Origin of the sequence: Streptomyces sp. NPDC005775 (assembly GCF_042871565.1) — a bacterium.
Taxonomy (GTDB): Bacteria; Actinomycetota; Actinomycetes; order Streptomycetales; family Streptomycetaceae; genus Streptomyces.
On sequence record NZ_JBIAIU010000016.1, the window covers coordinates 182,393 to 202,346 of the forward strand.

The 19,954-nt window shown below is 71.3% G+C and carries 20 protein-coding genes; 6 read left to right on the forward strand and 14 right to left on the reverse strand.

Features of this window, described 5'->3' with window-relative positions:
* Positions 1-52 precede the first annotated feature (52 nt).
* The 3 genes from ACFYPA_RS31455 to ACFYPA_RS31465 form a co-directional block, all read right to left on the reverse strand.
* Entirely contained in the window at positions 53-832 is a 780-nt protein-coding gene (locus ACFYPA_RS31455; protein ID WP_359084356.1) for an ABC transporter permease, read from the reverse strand.
* The gene (locus ACFYPA_RS31460) at positions 829-1,842 is read right to left on the reverse strand and encodes an ABC transporter ATP-binding protein (protein WP_389135719.1); all 1,014 of its coding nucleotides are present in this window, start codon (positions 1,840-1,842) and stop codon (positions 829-831) included. Before ACFYPA_RS31460 ends, ACFYPA_RS31455 begins: the two co-directional genes overlap by 4 nt.
* Before the next feature lie 221 nt (positions 1,843-2,063).
* Entirely contained in the window at positions 2,064-2,726 is a 663-nt protein-coding gene (locus tag ACFYPA_RS31465; RefSeq protein ID WP_359084358.1) for a PadR family transcriptional regulator, read from the reverse strand.
* A gap of 187 nt (positions 2,727-2,913) precedes the next feature.
* Here ACFYPA_RS31465 and ACFYPA_RS31470 point away from each other — a divergent pair, with 187 nt between their 5' ends.
* Complete coding sequence (locus ACFYPA_RS31470; RefSeq protein ID WP_359084359.1) at positions 2,914-3,498, forward strand: sigma-70 family RNA polymerase sigma factor; 585 nt, start codon at positions 2,914-2,916, stop codon at positions 3,496-3,498.
* Entirely contained in the window at positions 3,495-4,274 is a 780-nt protein-coding gene (locus tag ACFYPA_RS31475; RefSeq protein WP_389135722.1) for an anti-sigma factor domain-containing protein, read from the forward strand. Before ACFYPA_RS31470 ends, ACFYPA_RS31475 begins: the two co-directional genes overlap by 4 nt.
* A gap of 91 nt (positions 4,275-4,365) precedes the next feature.
* On the opposite strand, the gene ACFYPA_RS31480 is transcribed toward ACFYPA_RS31475, so the two are convergent.
* Genes ACFYPA_RS31480 through ACFYPA_RS31500 form a run of 5 tightly spaced genes read right to left on the reverse strand, consistent with a single transcriptional unit; the run spans position 4,366 to position 9,809 of the window.
* Entirely contained in the window at positions 4,366-5,166 is an 801-nt protein-coding gene (locus tag ACFYPA_RS31480; RefSeq protein ID WP_359316009.1) for a DUF1295 domain-containing protein, read from the reverse strand.
* Positions 5,163-6,533, reverse strand: a complete 1,371-nt coding sequence (locus tag ACFYPA_RS31485) for a cyclopropane-fatty-acyl-phospholipid synthase family protein (protein WP_359316006.1) — start codon at positions 6,531-6,533, stop codon at positions 5,163-5,165. The genes ACFYPA_RS31480 and ACFYPA_RS31485 overlap by 4 nt, the downstream gene beginning before the upstream one ends.
* Positions 6,530-7,819 carry a class I SAM-dependent methyltransferase gene (locus ACFYPA_RS31490; protein WP_389135727.1) on the reverse strand — a complete coding sequence of 430 codons (1,290 nt, stop codon included), beginning with the start codon at positions 7,817-7,819 and terminating at the stop codon, positions 6,530-6,532. The genes ACFYPA_RS31485 and ACFYPA_RS31490 overlap by 4 nt, the downstream gene beginning before the upstream one ends.
* The gene (locus ACFYPA_RS31495; protein ID WP_389135756.1) at positions 7,816-8,541 is read right to left on the reverse strand and encodes a DUF1365 domain-containing protein; all 726 of its coding nucleotides are present in this window, start codon (positions 8,539-8,541) and stop codon (positions 7,816-7,818) included. The genes ACFYPA_RS31490 and ACFYPA_RS31495 overlap by 4 nt, the downstream gene beginning before the upstream one ends.
* Positions 8,535-9,809, reverse strand: a complete 1,275-nt coding sequence (locus ACFYPA_RS31500; RefSeq protein WP_389135730.1) for an NAD(P)/FAD-dependent oxidoreductase — start codon at positions 9,807-9,809, stop codon at positions 8,535-8,537. The genes ACFYPA_RS31495 and ACFYPA_RS31500 overlap by 7 nt, the downstream gene beginning before the upstream one ends.
* Before the next feature lie 259 nt (positions 9,810-10,068).
* Between ACFYPA_RS31500 and ACFYPA_RS31505 the strand changes: the two genes are divergently transcribed.
* The 4 genes from ACFYPA_RS31505 (at position 10,069) to ACFYPA_RS31520 (ending at position 13,960) form a co-directional block, all read left to right on the forward strand.
* A complete protein-coding gene (locus tag ACFYPA_RS31505; protein WP_389135759.1) occupies positions 10,069-11,607 on the forward strand; it encodes a sulfite oxidase in 1,539 nt (512 codons plus the stop codon).
* A 119-nt stretch (positions 11,608-11,726) separates the two neighbouring features.
* Positions 11,727-12,377, forward strand: a complete 651-nt coding sequence (locus tag ACFYPA_RS31510; RefSeq protein ID WP_359084365.1) for a fasciclin domain-containing protein — start codon at positions 11,727-11,729, stop codon at positions 12,375-12,377.
* 49 nt (positions 12,378-12,426) lie between these two features.
* On the forward strand, positions 12,427-13,428 hold the full coding sequence (locus ACFYPA_RS31515; RefSeq protein ID WP_389135733.1) for an ADP-ribosylglycohydrolase family protein: 1,002 nt from the start codon (positions 12,427-12,429) through the stop codon (positions 13,426-13,428).
* Positions 13,429-13,513: 85 nt separating this feature from the next.
* The gene (locus tag ACFYPA_RS31520; RefSeq protein WP_359084367.1) at positions 13,514-13,960 is read left to right on the forward strand and encodes an SPW repeat protein; all 447 of its coding nucleotides are present in this window, start codon (positions 13,514-13,516) and stop codon (positions 13,958-13,960) included.
* Positions 13,961-14,049: 89 nt separating this feature from the next.
* Here ACFYPA_RS31520 and ACFYPA_RS31525 read toward each other — a convergent pair whose 3' ends face one another.
* From ACFYPA_RS31525 to ACFYPA_RS31550, 6 genes are all read right to left on the reverse strand, one after another.
* Positions 14,050-16,884 (reverse strand): DEAD/DEAH box helicase, encoded by a 2,835-nt coding sequence (locus ACFYPA_RS31525; RefSeq protein WP_359084390.1) that lies wholly within the window; start codon positions 16,882-16,884, stop codon positions 14,050-14,052.
* Positions 16,885-16,928: 44 nt separating this feature from the next.
* Entirely contained in the window at positions 16,929-17,837 is a 909-nt protein-coding gene (locus ACFYPA_RS31530) for a diacylglycerol kinase (RefSeq protein WP_389135736.1), read from the reverse strand.
* 18 nt (positions 17,838-17,855) lie between these two features.
* Positions 17,856-18,806 (reverse strand): twin-arginine translocase subunit TatC, encoded by a 951-nt coding sequence (gene tatC / locus ACFYPA_RS31535; protein ID WP_359084369.1) that lies wholly within the window; start codon positions 18,804-18,806, stop codon positions 17,856-17,858.
* A 69-nt stretch (positions 18,807-18,875) separates the two neighbouring features.
* The gene (tatA, locus tag ACFYPA_RS31540; protein ID WP_359084371.1) at positions 18,876-19,169 is read right to left on the reverse strand and encodes a Sec-independent protein translocase subunit TatA; all 294 of its coding nucleotides are present in this window, start codon (positions 19,167-19,169) and stop codon (positions 18,876-18,878) included.
* Between the two features lie 248 nt (positions 19,170-19,417).
* Entirely contained in the window at positions 19,418-19,615 is a 198-nt protein-coding gene (locus tag ACFYPA_RS31545; protein ID WP_359084373.1) for a hypothetical protein, read from the reverse strand.
* A gap of 45 nt (positions 19,616-19,660) precedes the next feature.
* Positions 19,661-19,939, reverse strand: coding sequence for a hypothetical protein (locus ACFYPA_RS31550; RefSeq protein ID WP_359084374.1), 279 nt, complete (start codon positions 19,937-19,939; stop codon positions 19,661-19,663).
* Positions 19,940-19,954 lie beyond the last annotated feature (15 nt).

The following is a 19,954-nucleotide window of genomic DNA, read 5'->3' on the forward strand; positions in this document are numbered from 1 at the left end:
TCCATCAGACGGACTTCCGGTACGAGCGTCAGACGGACTTCTGGTACGAGCGTCAGACGGACTTCTGGTACGAGCGGAAGGTGCGGGTCGACAACCAGACCGCGACGACGGCGAGCACCAGCAGCGCTCCCCCGCGACTGAGCACGAGACCCACGTCCGGATCCGCCGTCAGGGCGGAGCGGCCCGCCACCATCGCCCAGTTGACCGGGTTGAAGTCGGCGATGTGCCGCATCCAGGACGGCATCTGGCCCGGGGCCATGAAGGAGGTGGAGAGGAAGGTCAGCGGCAGGAGCAGGAAGGTGTTGATGCCGATGATCGACTCCCGCTGCCGGACCAGCATGCCCAGCGCGTTGGACAGTGCGCCGAACACCGTACCGAGCAGGATCGAGGCGAGGACCAGGATCAGCAGGCCGCCCACCCCGCCCGGGTAGGAGGCACCCGCGGCCCGGCCGAGCAGGACGATGATCACGGACTGCACCGCCGTGCTGATGCCGTTCTGCACGACGTTGGCGTTCATCAGCGCGTTGCGGCTGACGGGCGTCGTCAGGAAGCGGTTGAGCGTGCCGCGCTCGATCTCCTCCAGGGTGCCCATTCCGGCCCACATGCTCGACCCCAGGGCGCTCATCACGACGATGCCGGGGATCAGGTAGTCCAGGTAGGACGTGGTGCCGAAGCCGCCGAGTTCGACGACCTTCCTGAAGAGGTTGCCGAACAGGAACAGCCAGATCACCGGCTGGATCAGGGAGATCACCAGGAAGACCGGCTGTCTGAGGATCGCCATGAGCTGGCGCTGGGTCATGTACCAGGTCTGGGCGCATGCCTGACTGCTCATCGGGTGCCTCCTGCGGCGGCCGGTACGGGGGCGCTGTCCGGGCCTTCGGCCTCCGCCTCGGAGAAGCGGCGGCCGGCGTACCGCAGATAGACGTCGTCGAGGGACGGGCGGGCGACGGTGGCCGCCGCCACGGCCGCTCCGGCCCGCTCCAGGGCGGCGAGCAGTACCGGGACGGCGGCCGCCCCGTCCTCTGCGCGGACACTGACCCGGCGGCCGTCGACCAGCACCTCGTACACACCGGGCAGTCCGGCGAGTGCGGCGGTGGCGGCCTCGCGGTCGCCGTCGGCGCGCAGCTCCATGTGGACGGCGTCGCCTCTCAGTTCGCCCTTGAGGTCGTCGGGGGTGCCCTCGACGACGATGCGGCCGCGGTCGACGATCGCGATGCGTTCGGCGAGCCGGTCGGCCTCCTCCAGGTAGTGCGTGGTCAGCACTATGGTGAGGCCCTCCTCACCGGCCAGCCGGGAGATCTCCTCCCACATCGCCGTGCGGGCCTCCGGGTCGAGGCCCGTGGTGGGCTCGTCGAGGAAGAGGACCTCGGGTCGGTGGACGAGGCCGAGTGCCACGTCGAGTCGGCGCCGCATCCCGCCGGAGTACCCCTTGACCTGGCGTCTCCCGGCGTCCGCGAGGTCGAAGCGGTCCAGCAGCTCATCGGCCCGGCGCTGGACGGCGGTGCCGCGCAATCCGTACAGCCGGCCTTGCAGGACCAGATTCTCCCGGCCGGTGGCGACGGGGTCGGCGCCGGACTTCTGAGCGACCACGCCGATGGCGCGGCGGACCCGGTCGGGGTGTCGCAGGACGTCGTGTCCGGCGACGGACGCGGTCCCGGAGTCCGGGCGGGCGAGGGTGGTGAGGATCTTCACGGTGGTGGACTTCCCGGCCCCGTTGGGCCCGAGGAGGCCGAAGACGGTGCCGGGAGCGACGGTGAGGTCCATCCCGCTGAGTGCGGTGACGTCACCTGGATAGGTCTTGATCAGCTGCCGCGCCTGGACGGCGGGCGCACGGGTGCTCATGACGGAGCTCTCCTGTGGTCGGCGGGGCACTCGGGTGTCCGAGTGCGGGGTGTCTCGCCGAGCCGGTCCGCGCGTGATGTGCCGGGCTATCCTGGGTGTGCCGCACCTCGATCGCCTGGCGTGCCTTCACGGCTTGTCCGGTCCGGGGTCCGAGACCCTGGCGGGCGCTGCGCCAACAGCTCCCGCCGGGGTCCGCTTCTTCTCCTGGTCCGTCCCTCCCGTCACACCGTGTGGCCGGGATCGAGGACAATGTCCCGTTCGTCCAGGTCCTGCCAGTCCCGGGGCATCTCACCGGTCTCGTGGAAGGCCTTCCATTCCTCGATTCCACTGATGCTGGAGTCGGCGAGCTCCTTGCGGAAGCCCCTGATCCACTCCAGCTGGGCCTCGATCATGTGGAGCTGGTACTCGCTCTCCACGACGAAGACCCGGGGCAGCAGGTCCCCCAGCTGGGTGAGCACGCCCCGCAGCGCCGCGGCCCGGACGTTCTGCGCCTGCTCCCGGTCCTGCAGCAGCTCCGCCACCTCGTCCGGCGGCAGTACCGGGAGGAGCGACAGGGCGGTGTCGAACACGGGGAACTCGTCCACCGGCACCGCGATCAGGTCGGACAGCCAGTCCAGCATCTCGGTGCGCCCGGCCTCGGTGATGCCGTACAGCGTGCGCTCCGGGCGGTTGCCCTGCCGCTGCACGCCGGTGACCTCCACATAGCCGTGCTTCTCCAGGTTCTGGACCACGGTGTAGAGCGAGCCGAAGTTGATCTTGACGCTGTGTTCCTTGCCCCGCCGACGGAGGGTCTGGGCGATCTCGTACGGGTGCATGGGCCGCTCCGAGAGCAGCACCATCACCGTGAGCGCCAGCGGATTGCCGAGCTTGCGCCGCTTGGCCACCGCCCTCACCCCCTTCACTTCGCCGTCGAATACTCGTGACCGAACATATCGCGAGTGCCGAGGTGCGTCAACCGCGATGTATCGCGAATTCAGCAGGGCGTGGAAGGATTGCGCTTCTGACCAATCCACGCTGCCACCGGCTCCGAATCACCACCGCAGACCGATGTACCTCTGGGAGGAAGCCCGCGTGAAAGAAGCCGTCTACATCAGCGGACCGGCCTCGGCGGGGCCGGATCTCCAGGAACTCCTGGGGATGGTCGCCCGGGGCGATCAGGACGCCTTCTCCCAGGTGTACGAGGCGGTCTGCGGGCCGGTGCTGGGACTGGTGCGCAGCGTTCTGCGCGATCCCGCGCAGTCGGAGGAGGTGGCGCAGGAGGTGCTGGTCGAGGTGTGGCGCACGGCCTCACGCTTCCAGGCGGCCCGTGGAAGCGCCATGAACTGGGTGCTGACGCTGGCCCACCACCGGGCGGTGGACCGGGTGCGCTCGGCGGAGGCGACGGCGGCCCGCGAGCACAAGGCGGCGCTGCTCGACCGCACACCCGCCTTCGACGACGTCACCGAACAGGTCGAGACCCGGCTGGAGCGGGAGCAGGTACGCCGCTGCATGCGGACGCTCTCCGAACTGCAACGGGAGTCGGTCACGCTCGCGTACTACCGCGGGCTGACCTATCGCGAGGTGGCCGAGCTCCTCGCCGCACCGCTCGGAACGATCAAGACTCGACTGCGCGACGGACTCATCCGGCTGCGCGACTGCCTCGGGGTGAGCTCATGAGCGACGCCGGACTGCACACACTGACCGGGGCCTACGCCCTGCACGCCCTCCCGGACTCCGAACGCCGCGATTTCGAGCGGCACCTGGGCAACTGCGAGGCCTGCTCCGTGGAGGTGCTCGAGTTCTCGGAGACCGCGACCCGGCTGGGGCTCGCCGTCTCCGCCGCGCCGCCCCAGGAGCTGCGCGAGCGGGTGATGCGGGAGATCGCGACCGTACGCCAGGAGCCGCCGGCCACCGGCCGCCGCGCGCACACGAGCGCCTCCGGACGCGACGGCGCGGGCCGGACCCGGCGGTGGCCGGCGTTCGCGCTCGCCGCGAGCCTGGCCGCGGCGGCCGGATTCGGCGGCGTCGCGGTGTGGCAGAACCAGGAGGCCCAGGACGCCCGGCAGGAGGCGCGTGCCACGCAGGAGCGGAGCGAGCAGCTCGCCCAGGTTCTCGCCGCGCCCGACGCGCGGTCGCGGTCCGGGAAGCTGGAGGACGGTGCGACGGGAACCGTGGTGGTCTCGCGGAGTCAGGACCGCGCCGTGTTCCTGGCCTCGGGTCTGAGCGAGGCACCCAGCGGCAAGGTCTACCAACTGTGGTTCGACGACGACGGCACGATGCGTCCGGCGGGCCTGATGCGGGCGTCGGGCGAGGGCGACTCCTCGGCGACGTACGCGGCCCTGCTCGACGGCCCGGTGGACGGGGCCTCCGGCATGGGCGTCACCGTCGAACCCGCGGGCGGCTCGGCGCAGCCCACGTCGGCCCCGCTGGCCCTGATGAACCTGCCGGCGTGAGAAGGCGCCCGGCCGCGCGGGACGAGGCCGGGCGCGATCACTCAGCCGCGGGCCGGGCGCGATCACTCAGCCGCGGGCCGGGCGCGATCACTCAGCCGCGGGGCGGGCGCGGCAGGAAGCCACTGGTCCTGGCCCGGTACGCGGCGAACCCGGGCCGCTCGGCCATGTGCCGCTCCAGGAGCGCCTTTCCGCTGCCGCCGATGAGCAGGAAGCTCATCAGCACGGGTGACACCAGCGTGGCGGCGGCCGCCCCCGGCGCCGGGCAGACGATCAAAAACAGGCCCCACCACACGCAGAAGTCACCGAAGTAGTTCGGATGCCGGGTCCAGGCCCACAGACCGCGGTCCATGATCTTCCCGCGGTTGGCCGGATCGGCCTTGAACCTCGCCAACTGGTGGTCGCCCACGCCTTCGAAGACCAGGCCCACGGTCCACAGTCCGGCACCCGCCCAGGCCCACACCCCGGCCTCTCCCGTCAGGTATCCGGCCGCCTGCACCGGGAGCGAGATCACCCAGACCAGGGCGCCCTGAAGCAGGTACACCTTTCGCAGGGCGTAGAGGTCCGGGTTGCCCGGCGCCTTGGCGAGCATCGCCTCGTACCGCGGGTCCTCGCCGTGGCCGCGCCCGCGCACGGCGATGTGCCAGGCCAGACGCAGCCCCCAGACCGCCGTGAGCGCGGTGACCAGAAGACGGCGCGTGTCGTTCCCGTCCCCCGCCGCCATGACGCAGGACACGAGGGCGACGGCGGTGAACCCCAGCCCCCAGGCGATGTCCACGACGCGGTGCACACCCTTGTGCCGGCCGACGGCGAACGTGGCGAGCATGACAGCGAGCGCCGCGCCCGCGCATGGCGCCAGCCCCTGCGCGAACGCCGCCCACGAGAAGCCGCTCATCCCGCGAGCCCGGCCGTCGACCCGTCGCGGGCGGCTGGCACCTCGGCCGGCGCCGCGTACCAGCCGCTCCGGGTGGCCGGCATCCCGGCCGCGCCGGTCTCCTCGGGCCGTACGGAGAGGATCTGGTCCACCCCCATCCGCCGCTCATCGAACGCGAGGGCGCCACCGGCCAGATAGAGCCGCCACACCCGCACCGTCTCCTCTCCGACGAGGTCCGTGATCTCCTGCCGGCGCTCCTCCAGGGTGTGCCGCCACGCGTCGACGGTCCGGACGTAGTGCTCGCGCAGCCCCTCGACGTCACGCACCTCCAGACCCGCGTCCTCCAGCAGCGCGACCGTCTCCCCGAGCGGGCGCATGTGCATGTCGGGCGCGATGTACGACTCGATGAAGGCACCGCCGCCCGGGGCGTCGCGCCCCCGCGACATCTGCTGGACGAGCACCCGGCCGCGCGGGCGCACCATGGCGTGCAGCGTCCTCGCGAAGGCCGGGTACTGGGCGTCCCCGACGTGCTCGCCCATCTCCACGGTGGACACCGCGTCGTACCCGCCCTCGTGGCCCGGCGCCCGAGCGATGTCGCGGTAGTCGCGGCAGCGGACCTCGACGAGGCTCTCCAGGTTCCGTTCGGCCACCTGCTGGCGCACGTACGCGGCCTGCTCCCGGGCGAGGGTGACCGCGGTGACGCGGACGCCGTGCCGCTGCGCGGCGTGCAGTGTCAGCGATCCCCAGCCGCAGCCGATGTCCAGCAGCCGGGCGCCGGGGACGAGTCCGAGTTTGCGGCAGATCAGTTCGAGCTTGTCGCGCTGCGCGTCCGCCGGGCCGTAGCCGGGGGCGTCGCTCGTCCAGTAGCCGCAGGAGTAGGCCATCGTCTCGTCGAGCAGCAGGGAGTAGAAGGCGTTGGACAGGTCGTAGTGGTGGCTGATGGCGGCCCGGTCGCGGGTCCTGCTGTGCGGGACGCCGTGGAGTCCCGCCCGGGCGGCGGGCACCGGTGGCCGGGGCCCGACGGCGCCCATGCGCAGTACGGTGCCGACCGCCCGCAGCCGCCCGCCGACGCCGGGGCGGGGCGGCCGCAGTCCGCGCTCGCGCACCGCGTGGCGCATCGCCCGCAGGCCGGCGGCCAGGTCTCCTTCGACATCCACGTCGCCGGTGATGTAGGCCTCGGCGAGACCGAGTTCGCCCGGTGCCCACAGGAGCCGGCGCAGCGCGCGGCGCGAGCGGACGTGGACCAGGGGGCCGTCGGCGGCCCCGGTCTCACTGCCGTCCCACATCCTCACCCTGACCGGGAGTTCACCGCCGAGCAGCTGCTCGACGAGGGGTTCGAGGCGTTGCGCCGCGCCGGGGGCTGCGGCCTGCTTGCCGGTGACTGTCATCGTGCCGGTTCCTGTCGGGTCAGCAGCATCTGCTGCACATGGAGGTAGCCGGAGCGGAATCCCGCTTCGGAGTAGGCCAGGTAGAAGGTCCACATACGACGGAAGGTGGCGTCGAAGCCGAGCGCGTCGACGTCGGCGGCCCGTTCGGTGAACCGTTCGCGCCACAGCCGCAGGGTCTCGGCGTAGTGCGTGCCGAAGTCGTCGCGGCGCTCGATGCGCAGGGCGGTGTGTGCGGCCGTGACCTCTTCGACGGCCTCGACGGAGGGGAGCAGTCCGCCGGGGAAGATGTACTTCTGGATCCAGGTGTACGTCTTCCGGGCGGCGCGCATCCGGTCGTCGGGCATGGTGATGGCCTGCAGGGCGATCTTGCCGCCGGGGGCGAGCCGCCGGTCCAGGGTGCGGAAGTACACCGGCCAGAACTCCGCGCCGACCGCCTCGATCATCTCGACGCTGACGATGGCGTCGTACTGCCCGTCGACGTCCCGGTAGTCGCAGAGCCGGACCTCGACGCGGTCCTCGCATCCGGCGTCCCTGATCCGCCGGCGGGCCAGCTCCTGCTGTTCCCCGGAGAGCGTGACGGACAGGACGCGGGCGCCCCGGGCGGCGGCACGGATCGCGAGCTCGCCCCAGCCGGTGCCGATCTCCAGGAGTGAGGTGCCGGGACCGACTCCGGCGAGGTCGAGCAGCCGGTCGATCTTGCGGTGCTGGGCGGCGGGCAGCAGGGCGTGCTCGGCCGGGAAGCCGCGGAAGAGGGCGGCGGAGTAGCTGAGCGTGTCGTCGAGGAAGAGCGCGAACAGTTCGTTGGACAGGTCGTAGTGGTGGCTGATGTTGTCCCGTGCGCCCTCCTGCGTGCCGAGCTGTCCGGCGGGACGGCGGGGGGCCCAGAGTCCGCGCAGCCGCTGGAGGGACGGCGGGATCAGGGTGGCGACGTGGTCGGCGAGGACGGTCAGGACCCCCACCAGGTCGGGTGAGTCCCACTCCCCCGCCATGTACGACTCGCCGAATCCGATCAGGCCGTCATCCCCGATCCTGCGGAAGAACGTGGCGGGGTCGCGGATGTCCATCAACGGGCCCCCGAGCCCCAGCTGTTCGGCTCCCGCCAGGCTCACCCGCAGCGGGAGCCCGGCCAGTGCGTGGCGGACGAGCCGTTCGGCGACGGTGGCCCGCAGCCGGGACGCGCGCGGCGGCCGCACGGTGCCGGGGCCGCGGCGGCCGGGATCGGCGGCCGCCGTGGCGCGCGCGGGAGGTGAGGAGGGGGACGGGGAGTGGGACGTGGACAGGCTCACTGCATTCCTTCCTGGGTGCGGTGGTGCGGACGCGGCTGTACGGGCAGTCCGCGCACGAGGAGGCGGATGCCGTGCAGCCGGATGGCGGCCGAGGCGACGGCCGTGGACCAGGGGTGGCGGACGGCGAGCCGCATCAGCGCCCCGGGGGTGGCCGGCTGCCGTACGCCCCGGACCGTGGCGGTGAACGGCCGGAGGCCGGCCCTCTCCAGATGGACGGTCAGCGCGAGCCGGGGCCCGGGCTCGGGCAGGCGCATCCGGTAGTCGCCGTCGACCGCGAAGAACGGCGACACGTAGAACTCCTTGCCGGTGTCCGCACGGCCCGATCCGTCCGGGCGCAGCAGGTAGCAGTGGCGTTCGCCGTACGTGTTGTGCACTTCGGCGACCGTGCAGAGCGGGGTGCCGTCGGCACGGCGGCACCAGTAGACGGTCAGGGGATTGAAGACGTGGCCCAGGACCCGGGCCTGGGTGAGCATCCGCACGGATCCGTCGGCGAGTTCGATGCCGTGGGCGGTCAGGAACCGGTCGAGGCCGGCCCGGACGGTCGGGGCCGTACCGCCGAAGTGATCGCGTGGATCGAAGCCGGCCAGCAGGCGCAGGGGGCGGGGCAGGGGCGGGGGCGCGTCGGGGTCGATCAGCCACAGGTAGGTGCGGTGCCGGAAGGCGTACCTGCCGGGTGCGGTCCGTACGTGCGTGATCGTGCAGGGGTAGAGGGCGTTCACCAGTCCACCCCCAGCGCCGCTGCCGCCTCGGCCCCCGAGCGGCAGCCGTCCTCGTGGAATCCCCAGCCGTGGTACGCCCCCGCGTAGGCGGTGACCGGGCCGGACAGTGCGGGGAGCCGGGCCTGCGCGGCCACCGACCCGGGGGTGAAGACGGGGTGTTCGTAGACCATCCGGGCACGGACCAGGCCGGGGGCGACACGGTCGGCGCCGTTCAGCGTGACGACGAAGGTCTCGGGGGCGTCCAGCCGCTGGAGCCGGTTCATGTCGTAGCTGACGGTGACGTGGGCCGCGTCGGCGGAGCAGGACGGCATCAGGTAGTTCCAGGACGCGCGGGCTCCGCGGGCCGTCGGCAGCAGCCCGGTGTCGGTGTGCAGCAGGGTGGGGTTGCGCGAGTAGCGGAAGGCGCCCAGGGTGCGGGACTCCTCGTCGGTCGGGTCCGCGAGGATGCGCAGCGCCTGGTCGGGGTGGGTGGCGATGACCACGGAGTCGAACGGCTCCGTGGTGTCGTCGGCGGTGACGATGTCGACGCCCTCCGCGTGGCGGCGCACGGCACGGACCGGGGTCGCGGTACGGACGGCGGCGAGCCGCTTGGTCACCCGCTCGACGTAGGCACCCGACCCGCCGGTGACGGTCCGCCACACCGGGGAGCCGCCGACCGCGAGCATCCCGTGGTGGTCCATGAAGCGGAAGAGGTAGCGGGCGGGGTAGCGCATGGCGGTCACCGGGTCGCAGGACCAGACCGCGGAGACCACGGGGGTCAGGAAGTGGGCGGTGAAGTACCGGGAGAACCGGCCACGGGCGGCAAAGTCGCCGAGCGTCATCGCGTCCGCGTCCGGCCCGCCGTCCGTCAGCAGGCGCCGGGCGGCCCGGTGGAAGCGGGGGACGGCGGCCAGCATCCGCAGGTAGGCGGGGCCGAGGACCGATGCCGGCCGGGCGAGGAGACCGGCCGGGCCGCGGGCGCCCGCGTACTCCAGGCCACAGCCCTCGCACCGTACGGACATGCTCATCTCCGACTCCTGCGTCGGGACGGCCAGTTCCGCGAAGAGCCGCAGCAGATGCGGATAGGTGCGCCGGTTGTGCACGATGAAGCCGGAGTCCACGCGGTGGATCCGGCCGTCCGAGGCCGGCAGGTCGTGCGTGTGCGCGTGACCGCCCACCCGGTCGTCCGCCTCGAACAGCGTGACGTCGTGGGCCCTTTGCAGGATGTGGGCGGCGGTCAGTCCCGCCACCCCGCTCCCCACGACGGCCGTGCGTCGCCGGCTGTCTGTCATTGCGCCTCCTCCGCTTACCGGCACCGGCCCCTGCTCGTTCCGTCAGGAGGAGCGGCGATGCCTTTCGGCTGTGGTTCGTTACCGGTCGCGCCGCGGATTGGCGGGGAGCAACTCTCATTCATTCGGGTGACAGACCAATCCGCCGGGCGTCCTGGGACGAATCCCGGTTGTGAGTGAAGATCGGAACGACACACGGAACGGGGCCCAGGGGTCCCGGCGGGCCCGCTGGGCACGCGCGGCCTTCGCCGCGCTCAGCGGTCTGATCGCCGGGTTCTGCGCCCTGGCCGTCGCCGAGCTGGTCGCGGCGGTCGTCCGTCCCGAGGCGGGGCCGGTCGCGGCGGTGGGCGGTGCGGTGATCGACCGCACTCCCCCGGCGCTCAAGGACTTCGCCGTACGGAACTTCGGCACGAACGACAAGCTGGTTCTGCAACTCGGCATCCTGGCCCTGCTGGCGGTCTTCGCCATGGCGGTCGGCCTGCTGGCGCTGCGTCACCGGCTGATCGGCTCGGCGGCCGTACTGGTCTTCGGAGTGGTCGGGGCAGTAGCGGCGGTCGGGCGGCCGGAGGGCCGCCTGTCCGACGCCCTGCCCTCGGTGGTGGGTGCCGTGGTGGCCGCGGGAGTGCTGTATCTCCTGGCCGGACGGCTGACGCCGGTTCCCGTTCCCTCCCCCGCGGCTGGCGGGAGGGACGGGGAGCCGGCCCACGGCACCTTCGACCGGCGCGGCTTCGTCATCGCGGCGAGCGCCGCGGCGGCGGCGTCGGCCGGCGCCGGACTGCTGGGACGGCGGCTCACGTCCGCCGTCCAGGCCGGGGCCGCCGCCTCACGTGACGACCTGGTGCTGCCCGTACCCGACTCGGCGGCGCCGGCCGTACCCGCGGGCACCGATCTGCGCCTGCGCGGTCTGAGCTCGTTCGTCACCCCGAACAAGAGCTTCTACCGGGTGGACACGGCGTTGGTCGTACCACGCGTCGACGCCGGCGGGTGGCGGCTGAGGATTCACGGCAAGGGCGTGCGCAAGCCCCTGACGCTCAGCTTCCAGGACCTGCTGCGCAGGGAGATCATCGAGCGCGACATCACCCTGACCTGCGTCTCCAACGAGGTGGGCGGACCGTACGTCGGCAACGCCCGGTGGATCGGCGTGCGTCTGGCCGATCTGCTGCGGGAAGCGGGGGTGAAGCCTCCGTCCCGGGGCGGCGGCGCCGACCAGATCGTGGCGCGTTCGGTGGACGGCATGACGATCGGCACCCCGGTCGAGGACGTCATGGACGGGCGCGACGCGCTGCTCGCCCTCGGCATGAACGGTGAGCCGCTGCCCTTCGAGCACGGCTTCCCTGTCCGGATGGTCGTTCCCGGCCTGTACGGATACGTGTCGGCCTGCAAATGGATCAAGGACATCGAACTCACCACGTTCGACGACTACGACGCCTACTGGGTCAAGCGGTCCTGGTCGCGGCAGGCCCCCATCAAGACGGAGTCCCGTATCGACACTCCGCGCCCCTTCGCCTCCCCGAAGTCCGGCACGATCCCGGTCGCCGGGGTCGCCTGGGCCCAGCACCGCGGCATCCAGCGGGTCGAGGTCCGGGTGGACGGCGGCCCGTGGAACACCGCGCGGCTGGCGGCCGAGGACAGCCGGGACACCTGGCGCCAGTGGGTGTGGGAATGGCCGGCCACCTCCGGCAGCCACACCCTCGAGGTCCGCGCGACGGACCGTACCGGCGCCACGCAGACCGACCGGCGCGTCGGCACCGTACCCAACGGTGCGACGGGCTGGCACTCGGTGGTGGTCGACGTGTCCTGAGCGGCCGCCCCACCTCCCCACCACCTCGCCTTCACGAGAAGGCTTTTCCCTTCACCTACCGAACCGACTACGCAACGTGACTCTCCAGTCACCCCTGCATACCCATCAGGAGAACCATCATGAAGGTCACCCACGCCCGTCGCGCCGCTGTCGCCCTCTCGGCGGCGGTCATCCTGCCCCTGGCCCTGACGGCCTGCTCCAGCGACTCCAAGGACAGCGCGTCCGGCTCCTCCGCGAGTTCGGCGAAGCCCTCGGAAGCCGCCTCGACGCCCGCCGACGACACCGCCGCCATGAACGAGCCCTTCGGACCGGCCTGTTCGACGGTCCCGAAGGACGGCGCGGGCTCCTTCGACGGCATGGCGAAGGACCCGGTCGCCACGGCCGCCTCCAACAACCCCGCCCTCTCCACGCTCGTCACCGCGGTCAAGAAGGCCGGTCTGGTCGACACGCTGAACAACGCGCAGAACATCACGGTGTTCGCCCCGACCAACGACGCCTTCGCGAAGGTCCCGAAGGCCGACCTGGACAAGCTGCTCGCCGACAAGGCCGCGCTCACCAAGGTCCTCACCTACCACGTGGTGGGCCAGAAGCTGACGCCGAAGCAGCTGGAGAAGGGGTCCTTCGACACCCTGGAGAAGAGCGAGCTGACGACGTCCGGTTCGGACATGGCGTACACCGTGAACGACTCCTCGAAGGTCGTCTGCGGCAACGTCCAGACCGCCAACGCGACGGTCTACATCGTCGACACGGTCCTGATGCCGGCCAAGTAGCCCGCCACCGCGCCCGCGCCGAGCCCGACCCCCTCCGTACGCTGACCGGATGAATCCCTTGGAGAGACGGGACCGGGTGGCGGGCGCGGTGGTGGGCTCGGCGGTGGGCGACGCGCTGGGCGCGCCGTTCGAGTTCGGTCCGGCGGGCGCCTACACGGCCCGCTTCCCGGACGGCGTCGGCACGATGTGCGGCGGCGGTGGCTGGGATCCCGGCGAGGCCACGGACGACACACAGATGGCCGTTCTCGTCGCGGAGTCCCTGCTGGAGCGCGGCGGTCTCGACCTGCCCGACCTGTTCGGCCGCTTCCGGCGGTGGGCGGCGGGCGACCCGAAGGACATCGGGCTGCAGACGGAAGCCGTCCTCACCAGCGGTGACCCGTGGGACACCGCCGCGGCCCTGCACTTCCGGATCAACGGCCGGGCGGCGGGCAACGGTTCACTGATGCGCGCCGTCGGCTCCGCCGTGTACTTCGCCGGAACGGGGCAGCCCGAGGCGGAGGCACGGTCCGCCACCATGGCCGCGGCCCGGCGGATCGCCGCGCTGACCCACGGCGACCGGGCGGCCTGGGAGGGCACCGCCGTCCTGCACGAACTGATCCGGGTGGCGCTGAGCGGGGCCGACCCGCTCGGCGCCGTCGCGGACGCGCTGGCCGCCGTCCACCCGGATCACCGCGAGCGCTGGGCCGGCGTCCTCACACCCTCCTGGCACCCGGACCGCGCGACGGAGTTCAACGGCGCGGTGTGGCCCTGCCTGGGCACCGCGCTGTGGGCGCTGCGGACGACCCGTTCGTACGAGGACGCGCTCGCCCGCGCCATCGACGTGGGGGGAGACACCGACACGGTGGCGGCGGTGACCGGAGCCCTGGCCGGTGCGGTGTACGGATTCGAGGCCATCCCGTCGCGCTGGACCACGCCCCTTCACGTCCCTCTGCCGGGGTACGGCGACCGTGTACTGCGTACCCCTGACCTGGTCACGATGGCCGGGCGGCTGGACGGGTGGCGCGTCAATGAGAGTCCTGCGGATATTGACCCCCCTCGAACCTGCACATAAGCCACATATAAGAGCAGAATGGCAGGGCAGGCCACACAGCGCACGAACCCGCGACCGGGCCTGCAGGATCGAAGGAGACGAACTCATGTCAAACGTCTCGCATGCCGGCCATGACATGGCCGGACACCCCGACGTCTCCGAGATGCGCGACCGTCACGACCGGATGATGGGCGGCCGTGATGTGGCGCTCGTGGACGGACCGGTGTTCCTCGTCGGTCTGTACTGTGCCGTCTCGCCCTGGGTGCTGCACTTCACGACCTCCCAGAGCTCTCTCGTGACGCACAACCTGATCATGGGCATCGCGATCGCCGTGCTGGGGCTGGGATTCACGGCTGTGCCGCAGCGGATGTACGGCCTGAGCTGGGCCATCTGCGCCATGGGCGCCTGGATGATCATCTCGCCCTGGGTGGTGGGCAGCAGCCCGGACATGGGCGTCGTGCTCAACAACGTCATCATCGGCGGTCTGACCGTGCTGCTGGGACTGGTCTGCGCGGGAGCGTCGATGAAGAGCGGCGCCAAGCGTCGCGCCTAGCCCCCCGGGTGACAGGAGGAACCACCGTCGTCGGCCGGACCCGCTGAACGCGGGCCCCGGCCGCCGCTCCGTCCAGCAGCTCCCCCGCCTCACCCCACAGAGCTGTAGGCCACCACTCCCCGCAACACCTCGTCGACCGCCTTCCGCGCGTTGCGCCCCACCGAACTGCCCTCGCGAGGCGCCGCGGCGGCCACCTGCCCGAGCACGTCGATCACCTGCTTGCACCACCGCACGAAGTCCCCCGCCGGCATCTCCGCCTCGCGCAGCACCTCGTCCAGCGTCCGACCGGACGCCCACATGTACACCGCCCAGGCGAAGCCGAGATCGGGTTCGCGCTGGCCGACCCCCTCCGCCTGGTTGATCTTGAAGTCCTCCTCCAGGGCGTCCAGGCGCCCCCAGATCCGGACCATCTCGCCCATCGCGGTCTTCGCCGGCCCGGACGGCAGCTTCGGCGCCACCGCGTCATCGGCCTGTCGCGCCTCGTACACCAACGCCGAGACGCACGCAGCGAGTTCGGCCGGGTTGAGGCCCTCCCACACGCGCGCCCGCAGACATTCGCTCGCCAGCAGGTCCAGCTCGCCGTAGAGCCGGGCCAGCCTGCGCCCGTGCTCGGTGACCTCGCTGCCCCGCAGGTAGTCGAGCTCGGTGAGCAGGGCCACGATGCGGTCGAAGGTGCGGGCGATCGTGTTCGTCCGCCCCTCGATGCGATGCTCCAGCTGCCGCGTGTCCCGCTGCAGCCGGTGATACCGCTCGGCCCATCGCGCGTGGTCCTCGCGCTCGTCGCACCCGTGGCAGGGGTGGGCCCGCAACTCGGCCCGGTAGCGCGCGATCTCACGGTCGTCGGCGGCTACGGACCGCTCCCGGCGGTGCCGGTCCGGCACGATGTGCCCGGCCTTGGTGCGCAGCGCGGACGCCAGGTCACGGCGCGACTGCGGCGAGCGCGGGTTGAACGACTTCGGGACGCGCATCCGCTCCAGGGCTTCGACCGGCACGGGGAAGTCGATCGAGGCCAGCCGCTTCACCTGGCGCTCGGCGGTGAGCACCAGGGGGCGCGGCCCGTCGTGGTATTCGAGCCCGCGGTGCCCGTGCCCGTTGGTCCGCCCGGCAGGCAGACCCGGGTCGAGGACGAGCGCCAGACCGGCGAACTTGCCGGTGGGCACGTGAATGACATCTCCGGGCTTGAGCTTCTCCAGGGACGCCGCAGCGGCGGCCCGCCGTTGCGTGGCGCCGTGCTTGGCGAGCTCCGTCTCCCGGTCCTTGAGGTCGCGGCGCAGCCGCGCGTACTCCTCGAAGTCACCGAGGTGGCAGGTCATGCCTTCCCGGTAGCCCTCCAGGCCCTCCTCGTTCTTCTGGACCTGGCGGGAGATCCCGACGACCGAGCGGTCCGCCTGGAACTGGGCGAAGGAGGTCTCCAGCAGCTCGCGCGAACGGTGCGCACCGAACTGCTGCACCAGATTGACGGCCATGTTGTACGAGGGCCGGAAGCTGGAGCGCAGCGGATACGTCCGGGTGCCGGCGAGTCCGGCCAGCGCGCCCGGGTCCATGCCGCGCTGCCAGAGCACCACCGCGTGGCCCTCGACGTCGATGCCGCGCCGGCCGGCCCGGCCGGTCAGCTGGGTGTACTCGCCGGGGGTGATGTCGGCGTGCTGCTCGCCGTTCCACTTGACGAGCTTCTCCAGGACCACCGACCGTGCGGGCATGTTGATGCCGAGCGCGAGGGTCTCCGTCGCGAAGACCGCCTTGACGAGCCCGCGTACGAAGAGCTCCTCGACGACCTCCTTGAACGTCGGCAGCATGCCGGCGTGGTGCGCGGCGATGCCCCGCTCCAGGCCCTCGAGCCACTCGTAGTACCCGAGGACGTGCAGGTCCTCGGTGGGAATGGACGCGGTGCGCTGCTCGACGATCTCCCGGACCAGCCGGCGCTTGTCCTCGTCGTTGAGCCGCAGTCCGGCGTGCAGACACTGCTGCACGGCGGCCTCGCAGCCGGCCCTGCTGAAGATGAACGTGATGGCGGGCAGCAGTCCCTCGGCGTCGAGCCGGTCGATGACCTCGGCCCGCGACGGTGTCCAGATCCGGCTGCGCTGGCGCCGCTCGCGCTCGCGGTCCGCCTCGCGCACCATCTTCCCGCGGCGGCGTTCACGCGGGTTGTATCCGCGCTGGTTCTCCATGCGGGCGAGGCGCACCAGGTCGGGGTTGACCTCGCGGCGTCCGGATCCGCGGCCGCCGTGGTCGCTCTCCTCCTCGAAGAGGTCGTACATCCGGCGTCCGGCCAGCACGTGCTGCCAGAGCGGCACGGGCCGGTGCTCGGAGACGATCACCTGGGTGTCACCGCGCACGGTGTCCAGCCAGTCGCCGAACTCCTCGGCGTTGGACACGGTCGCCGACAGCGACACCAGCGTGACGGATTCGGGGAGGTGGATGATCACTTCCTCCCACACGGCGCCCCGGAAGCGGTCGGAGAGGTAGTGCACCTCGTCCATCACCACGTGACCCAGTCCGTTCAGCGCCTGGGAGCCCGCGTACAGCATGTTCCTCAGCACCTCGGTGGTCATGACGACCACCGGCGCGTCGGCGTTGACGCTGTTGTCCCCGGTCAGCAGGCCGACCTTGTCCGCGCCGTAGCGCTTGACCAGGTCGGCGAACTTCTGGTTGGACAGGGCCTTGATCGGCGTGGTGTAGAAGCACTTACGGCCCTGGGTCAGGGCGAGGTGCACGGCGAACTCGCCGACGATCGTCTTGCCCGAACCCGTCGGCGCCGCGACGAGCACCCCCTTGCCGGCCTCCAGCGCCTTGCAGGCCTCGATCTGATAGGGGTCCAGATCGAACTCGTACATCTCGCGGAACGGCCCGAGCGCGGTCGCCTGCTCGGCGGCTCGGATCCGGGAAGCCTGGTATCGCTCAGCTGGTGAGAGGTCCTCTGTCATCTTGTCCACGAGCCTACCCGCCGCCTCCGACAGTGATGCGATCTTTAATTCCCCGCGGGAGGAGCCGCCCCCAGCACCCGGACCGCGCCCGGTACGCAGGTGGCGGTGAGCGGCAGCGCGCCGAGTGGTTCACCGTCCGCGTACGCGGTGACGCCGGCCGCTTCGAGCGCGATGGAGGAGACCCGGTGCACGGTGACGGCGGGGTGACCGAGGTGCGTTCCCTTGTAGACCTTGGGGAACACCTTGAGCAGGGTGGTACGGCTGCAGTCGCCGACGACGGTCACGTCGAAGAGGCCGTCGTCCATGACCGCGTCGGCGCAGATCCGCATCCCGCCGCCGTACGTCGATCCGTTGCCCACCGCGATGAGCGTCGCCTCGATCTCCCGGAACGGTCCGCCGTCCAGACTCAGGCGGTACGTGACGGGCCTGAAGGCGGCGAGTTCGGCGAGGATCGCCAGGTCGTACTTGAACCGGCCGCCGACCCAGCGCATCCGGTTGCCGCGGTCGTTGACGCGGGAGTCGAAGCCGGAGGCGAGCACGGAGCCGAACCAGCGCCCGCCGACCCGGCCGAGGTCGATGTCACGGACGGCACCGCCCTTGAGCGCCCCGGCGGCCAGCCGCCCCGCCGCGGCAGGATCCCGTATCGGCATGCCGAGCGCGCGGGCGAAGTCGTTTCCCGTACCGACGGCGACGACACCGAGGGGGGTCAGCGTCCCGGCGACCGCCTGGAGGGCGAGGGACATCATCCCGTCGCCCCCGACGGCTATCAGGGCGCCCGTCCCCCCGGCCACGGCCTCGCGGGCCCGCCGCAACGCGTCGTCCGCGTCCTCGCCGAGCACCGTACGGACGGAGAATCCGGCGTCCCGCAACGCGGAAGCGGCCGGCTGCGCGGCGTGCGCGCCCCGGCCGCGTCCTGCGGTGGGATTGACGAAAAGAGTGATCTCGCTGGTCACCCGGGGGACCTTACAAGGTCAGGTGATGTCGTCGTAACCGTTGACCCGGTCACGGTCCGAGGACGCCTGCGCGGGCAGCGCCCGGTTGACAGAGACCGGTTCGGCCTCGCCGATGTCCTCGGGCATGAGGTCCAGCTCCGAGGCCTCATCGTCATCGGGGCCCTCCGCGTCGCGCTGTGCCTTGCGACGGTCGTTGAGGAGGGAGATCGCGGTGGCGACGAAGTAGAGCACCCAGATCGGACCCGCGAGGGCCAGCATCGTCAGCGGGTCGGTGCTGGGGGTGGCCAGCGCCGCGAAGAGCGTGATGCCCATGATCATGCCGCGCCACCAGCCGAGCATGCGCTTGCCGGTGATGACGCCGCCGAAGTTCAGCATCACCAGGAGCAGCGGCAGCTCGAAGGAGAGACCGAAGACCACCACCATGCGTGTGATGAGGTCCAGCAGGTCGTCCAGCGGAAGCTGGTTGTCCAGGTCGGCCGGTGAGAACTCCAGCAGGACCTCGGCCATCGTCGGCAGGGTCTTGTACGCGAAGAAGCCACCCGCGAGGAACAGGGGGAAGCCCGCCCCCACGAACGCGAGCGAGTACTTCTTCTCGTGCTTGTGCAGCCCCGGCGCCACGAAGGCCCAGAGCTGGTAGAGCCAGATCGGCGACGAGAAGACGACTCCCGCCATCAGGGACACCTTGAGCGCGAGGGTGAACGGGGTGAGCAGACCGTTCAGGACGATGCGCGCGCAGGTGCCGTCCTTCTGCTTGGCCAGCTCCGCGAAGCTGTACTCGCAGCCGACCGCCTTCAGCACGGGGTCGGTGAAGAACTCGATGATCCCCTTGTAGAAGAACGCGGCGACGATCGTGACGACCACGATCGCCAGAAGGGCCTTCGTCAGCCGGTTTCGCAGCTCACGCAGGTGCTCCACCAGGGGCATGCGGCCCTCTGGATCCGTCTCCTGTGTGCGGGCAGACTTGAGCAACCCACGTCCTCATCTCGTGCAGCAGGGCGTGACCGGTCACGGCGCCTGCTTTCGGCCCGGTGGTGTGTGTCAGCGCTTGATCGTCGAGTCGGTCGGCTCGGCGACCGGACGGGAGCTGGTGACGTCACCGGGGGCGGCCTGGATGGTGCGCGCGGCTGCCTGGTCCTGCGCGGCGTCGTTGGCCGGCTCGGCCGGGGTGGCCGACGGGCCGCCCTCGGACTTCATGGCCTTGGCCTCGCTCTTGAGGATGCGGGCCGACTTGCCGAGCGAGCGAGCCATGTCAGGAAGCTTCTTCGCGCCGAACAGCAGAACAATGACGACGAGGATCAGGATGATCTCGGGAGCGCCGAGCCTTCCGAACATATGCGTGTACCTTCTCACCGAGGCAGCAGGGGTGGGGCGGACCGAGCGTCGGACGGACGTCCGATCGTCGTACTGTCAGCGATCGTATCCCGCAGGAGTAAACGCAGGGCAATACCCATGCATCCTTCCGATTACGGCCCACGCCTCGCTCACAGGGCCGCCACCAGCAGCGTACCCCCCGCGACCGGGAAAGAGGAGGCCGCGCCCTCCTGGATCGGCCGGGCCCCGCCCGGTCCGAACGGCGGGCCCTACCGCAGGGTTTCGCCGGTGGACGCGAGATTCGTGGCAGCGCGTTCCAGGTCTTCGGCGGCCCGGTTGATGCGCTGAGTGGTACGTGTCACCTGGTGGCCGAGGCGTTGGGCCTCGACGAAGACCTTGATGGCCAGCACGCCCAGGACGGCGATCCCGAGGAATCCCAGGGCGATGGCGAGCATGGGCCAGAACATGCGCAGTGCCTCGATGTGTCTCGTGGGCGAAGGTGCGGAGCCGAGTCAGGCACCGGTGTGCAGGCGGAGCGTCCGCACGCCGCCGCCGGTGAGGAGTTCCACTATCCGCTCCCCCGCAGGCCGGCGGACGGACGCGTCGCACGCGGGGCAGGTGAAGGAGTAGAACGTGGTCCGGCTGCTCGCGCCGATCGCGAGACGGAACTCGGCCGCCGCCAGCTCGAACCGCGCGCGGCACTCCGGGCAGGCGGCCTTGAACCGTACGGAATCGGGAACGACCACGGTCGGCACATCAGAAACACCGGACACAACAGACATATTGCCCATACTTCTCAGGTACCC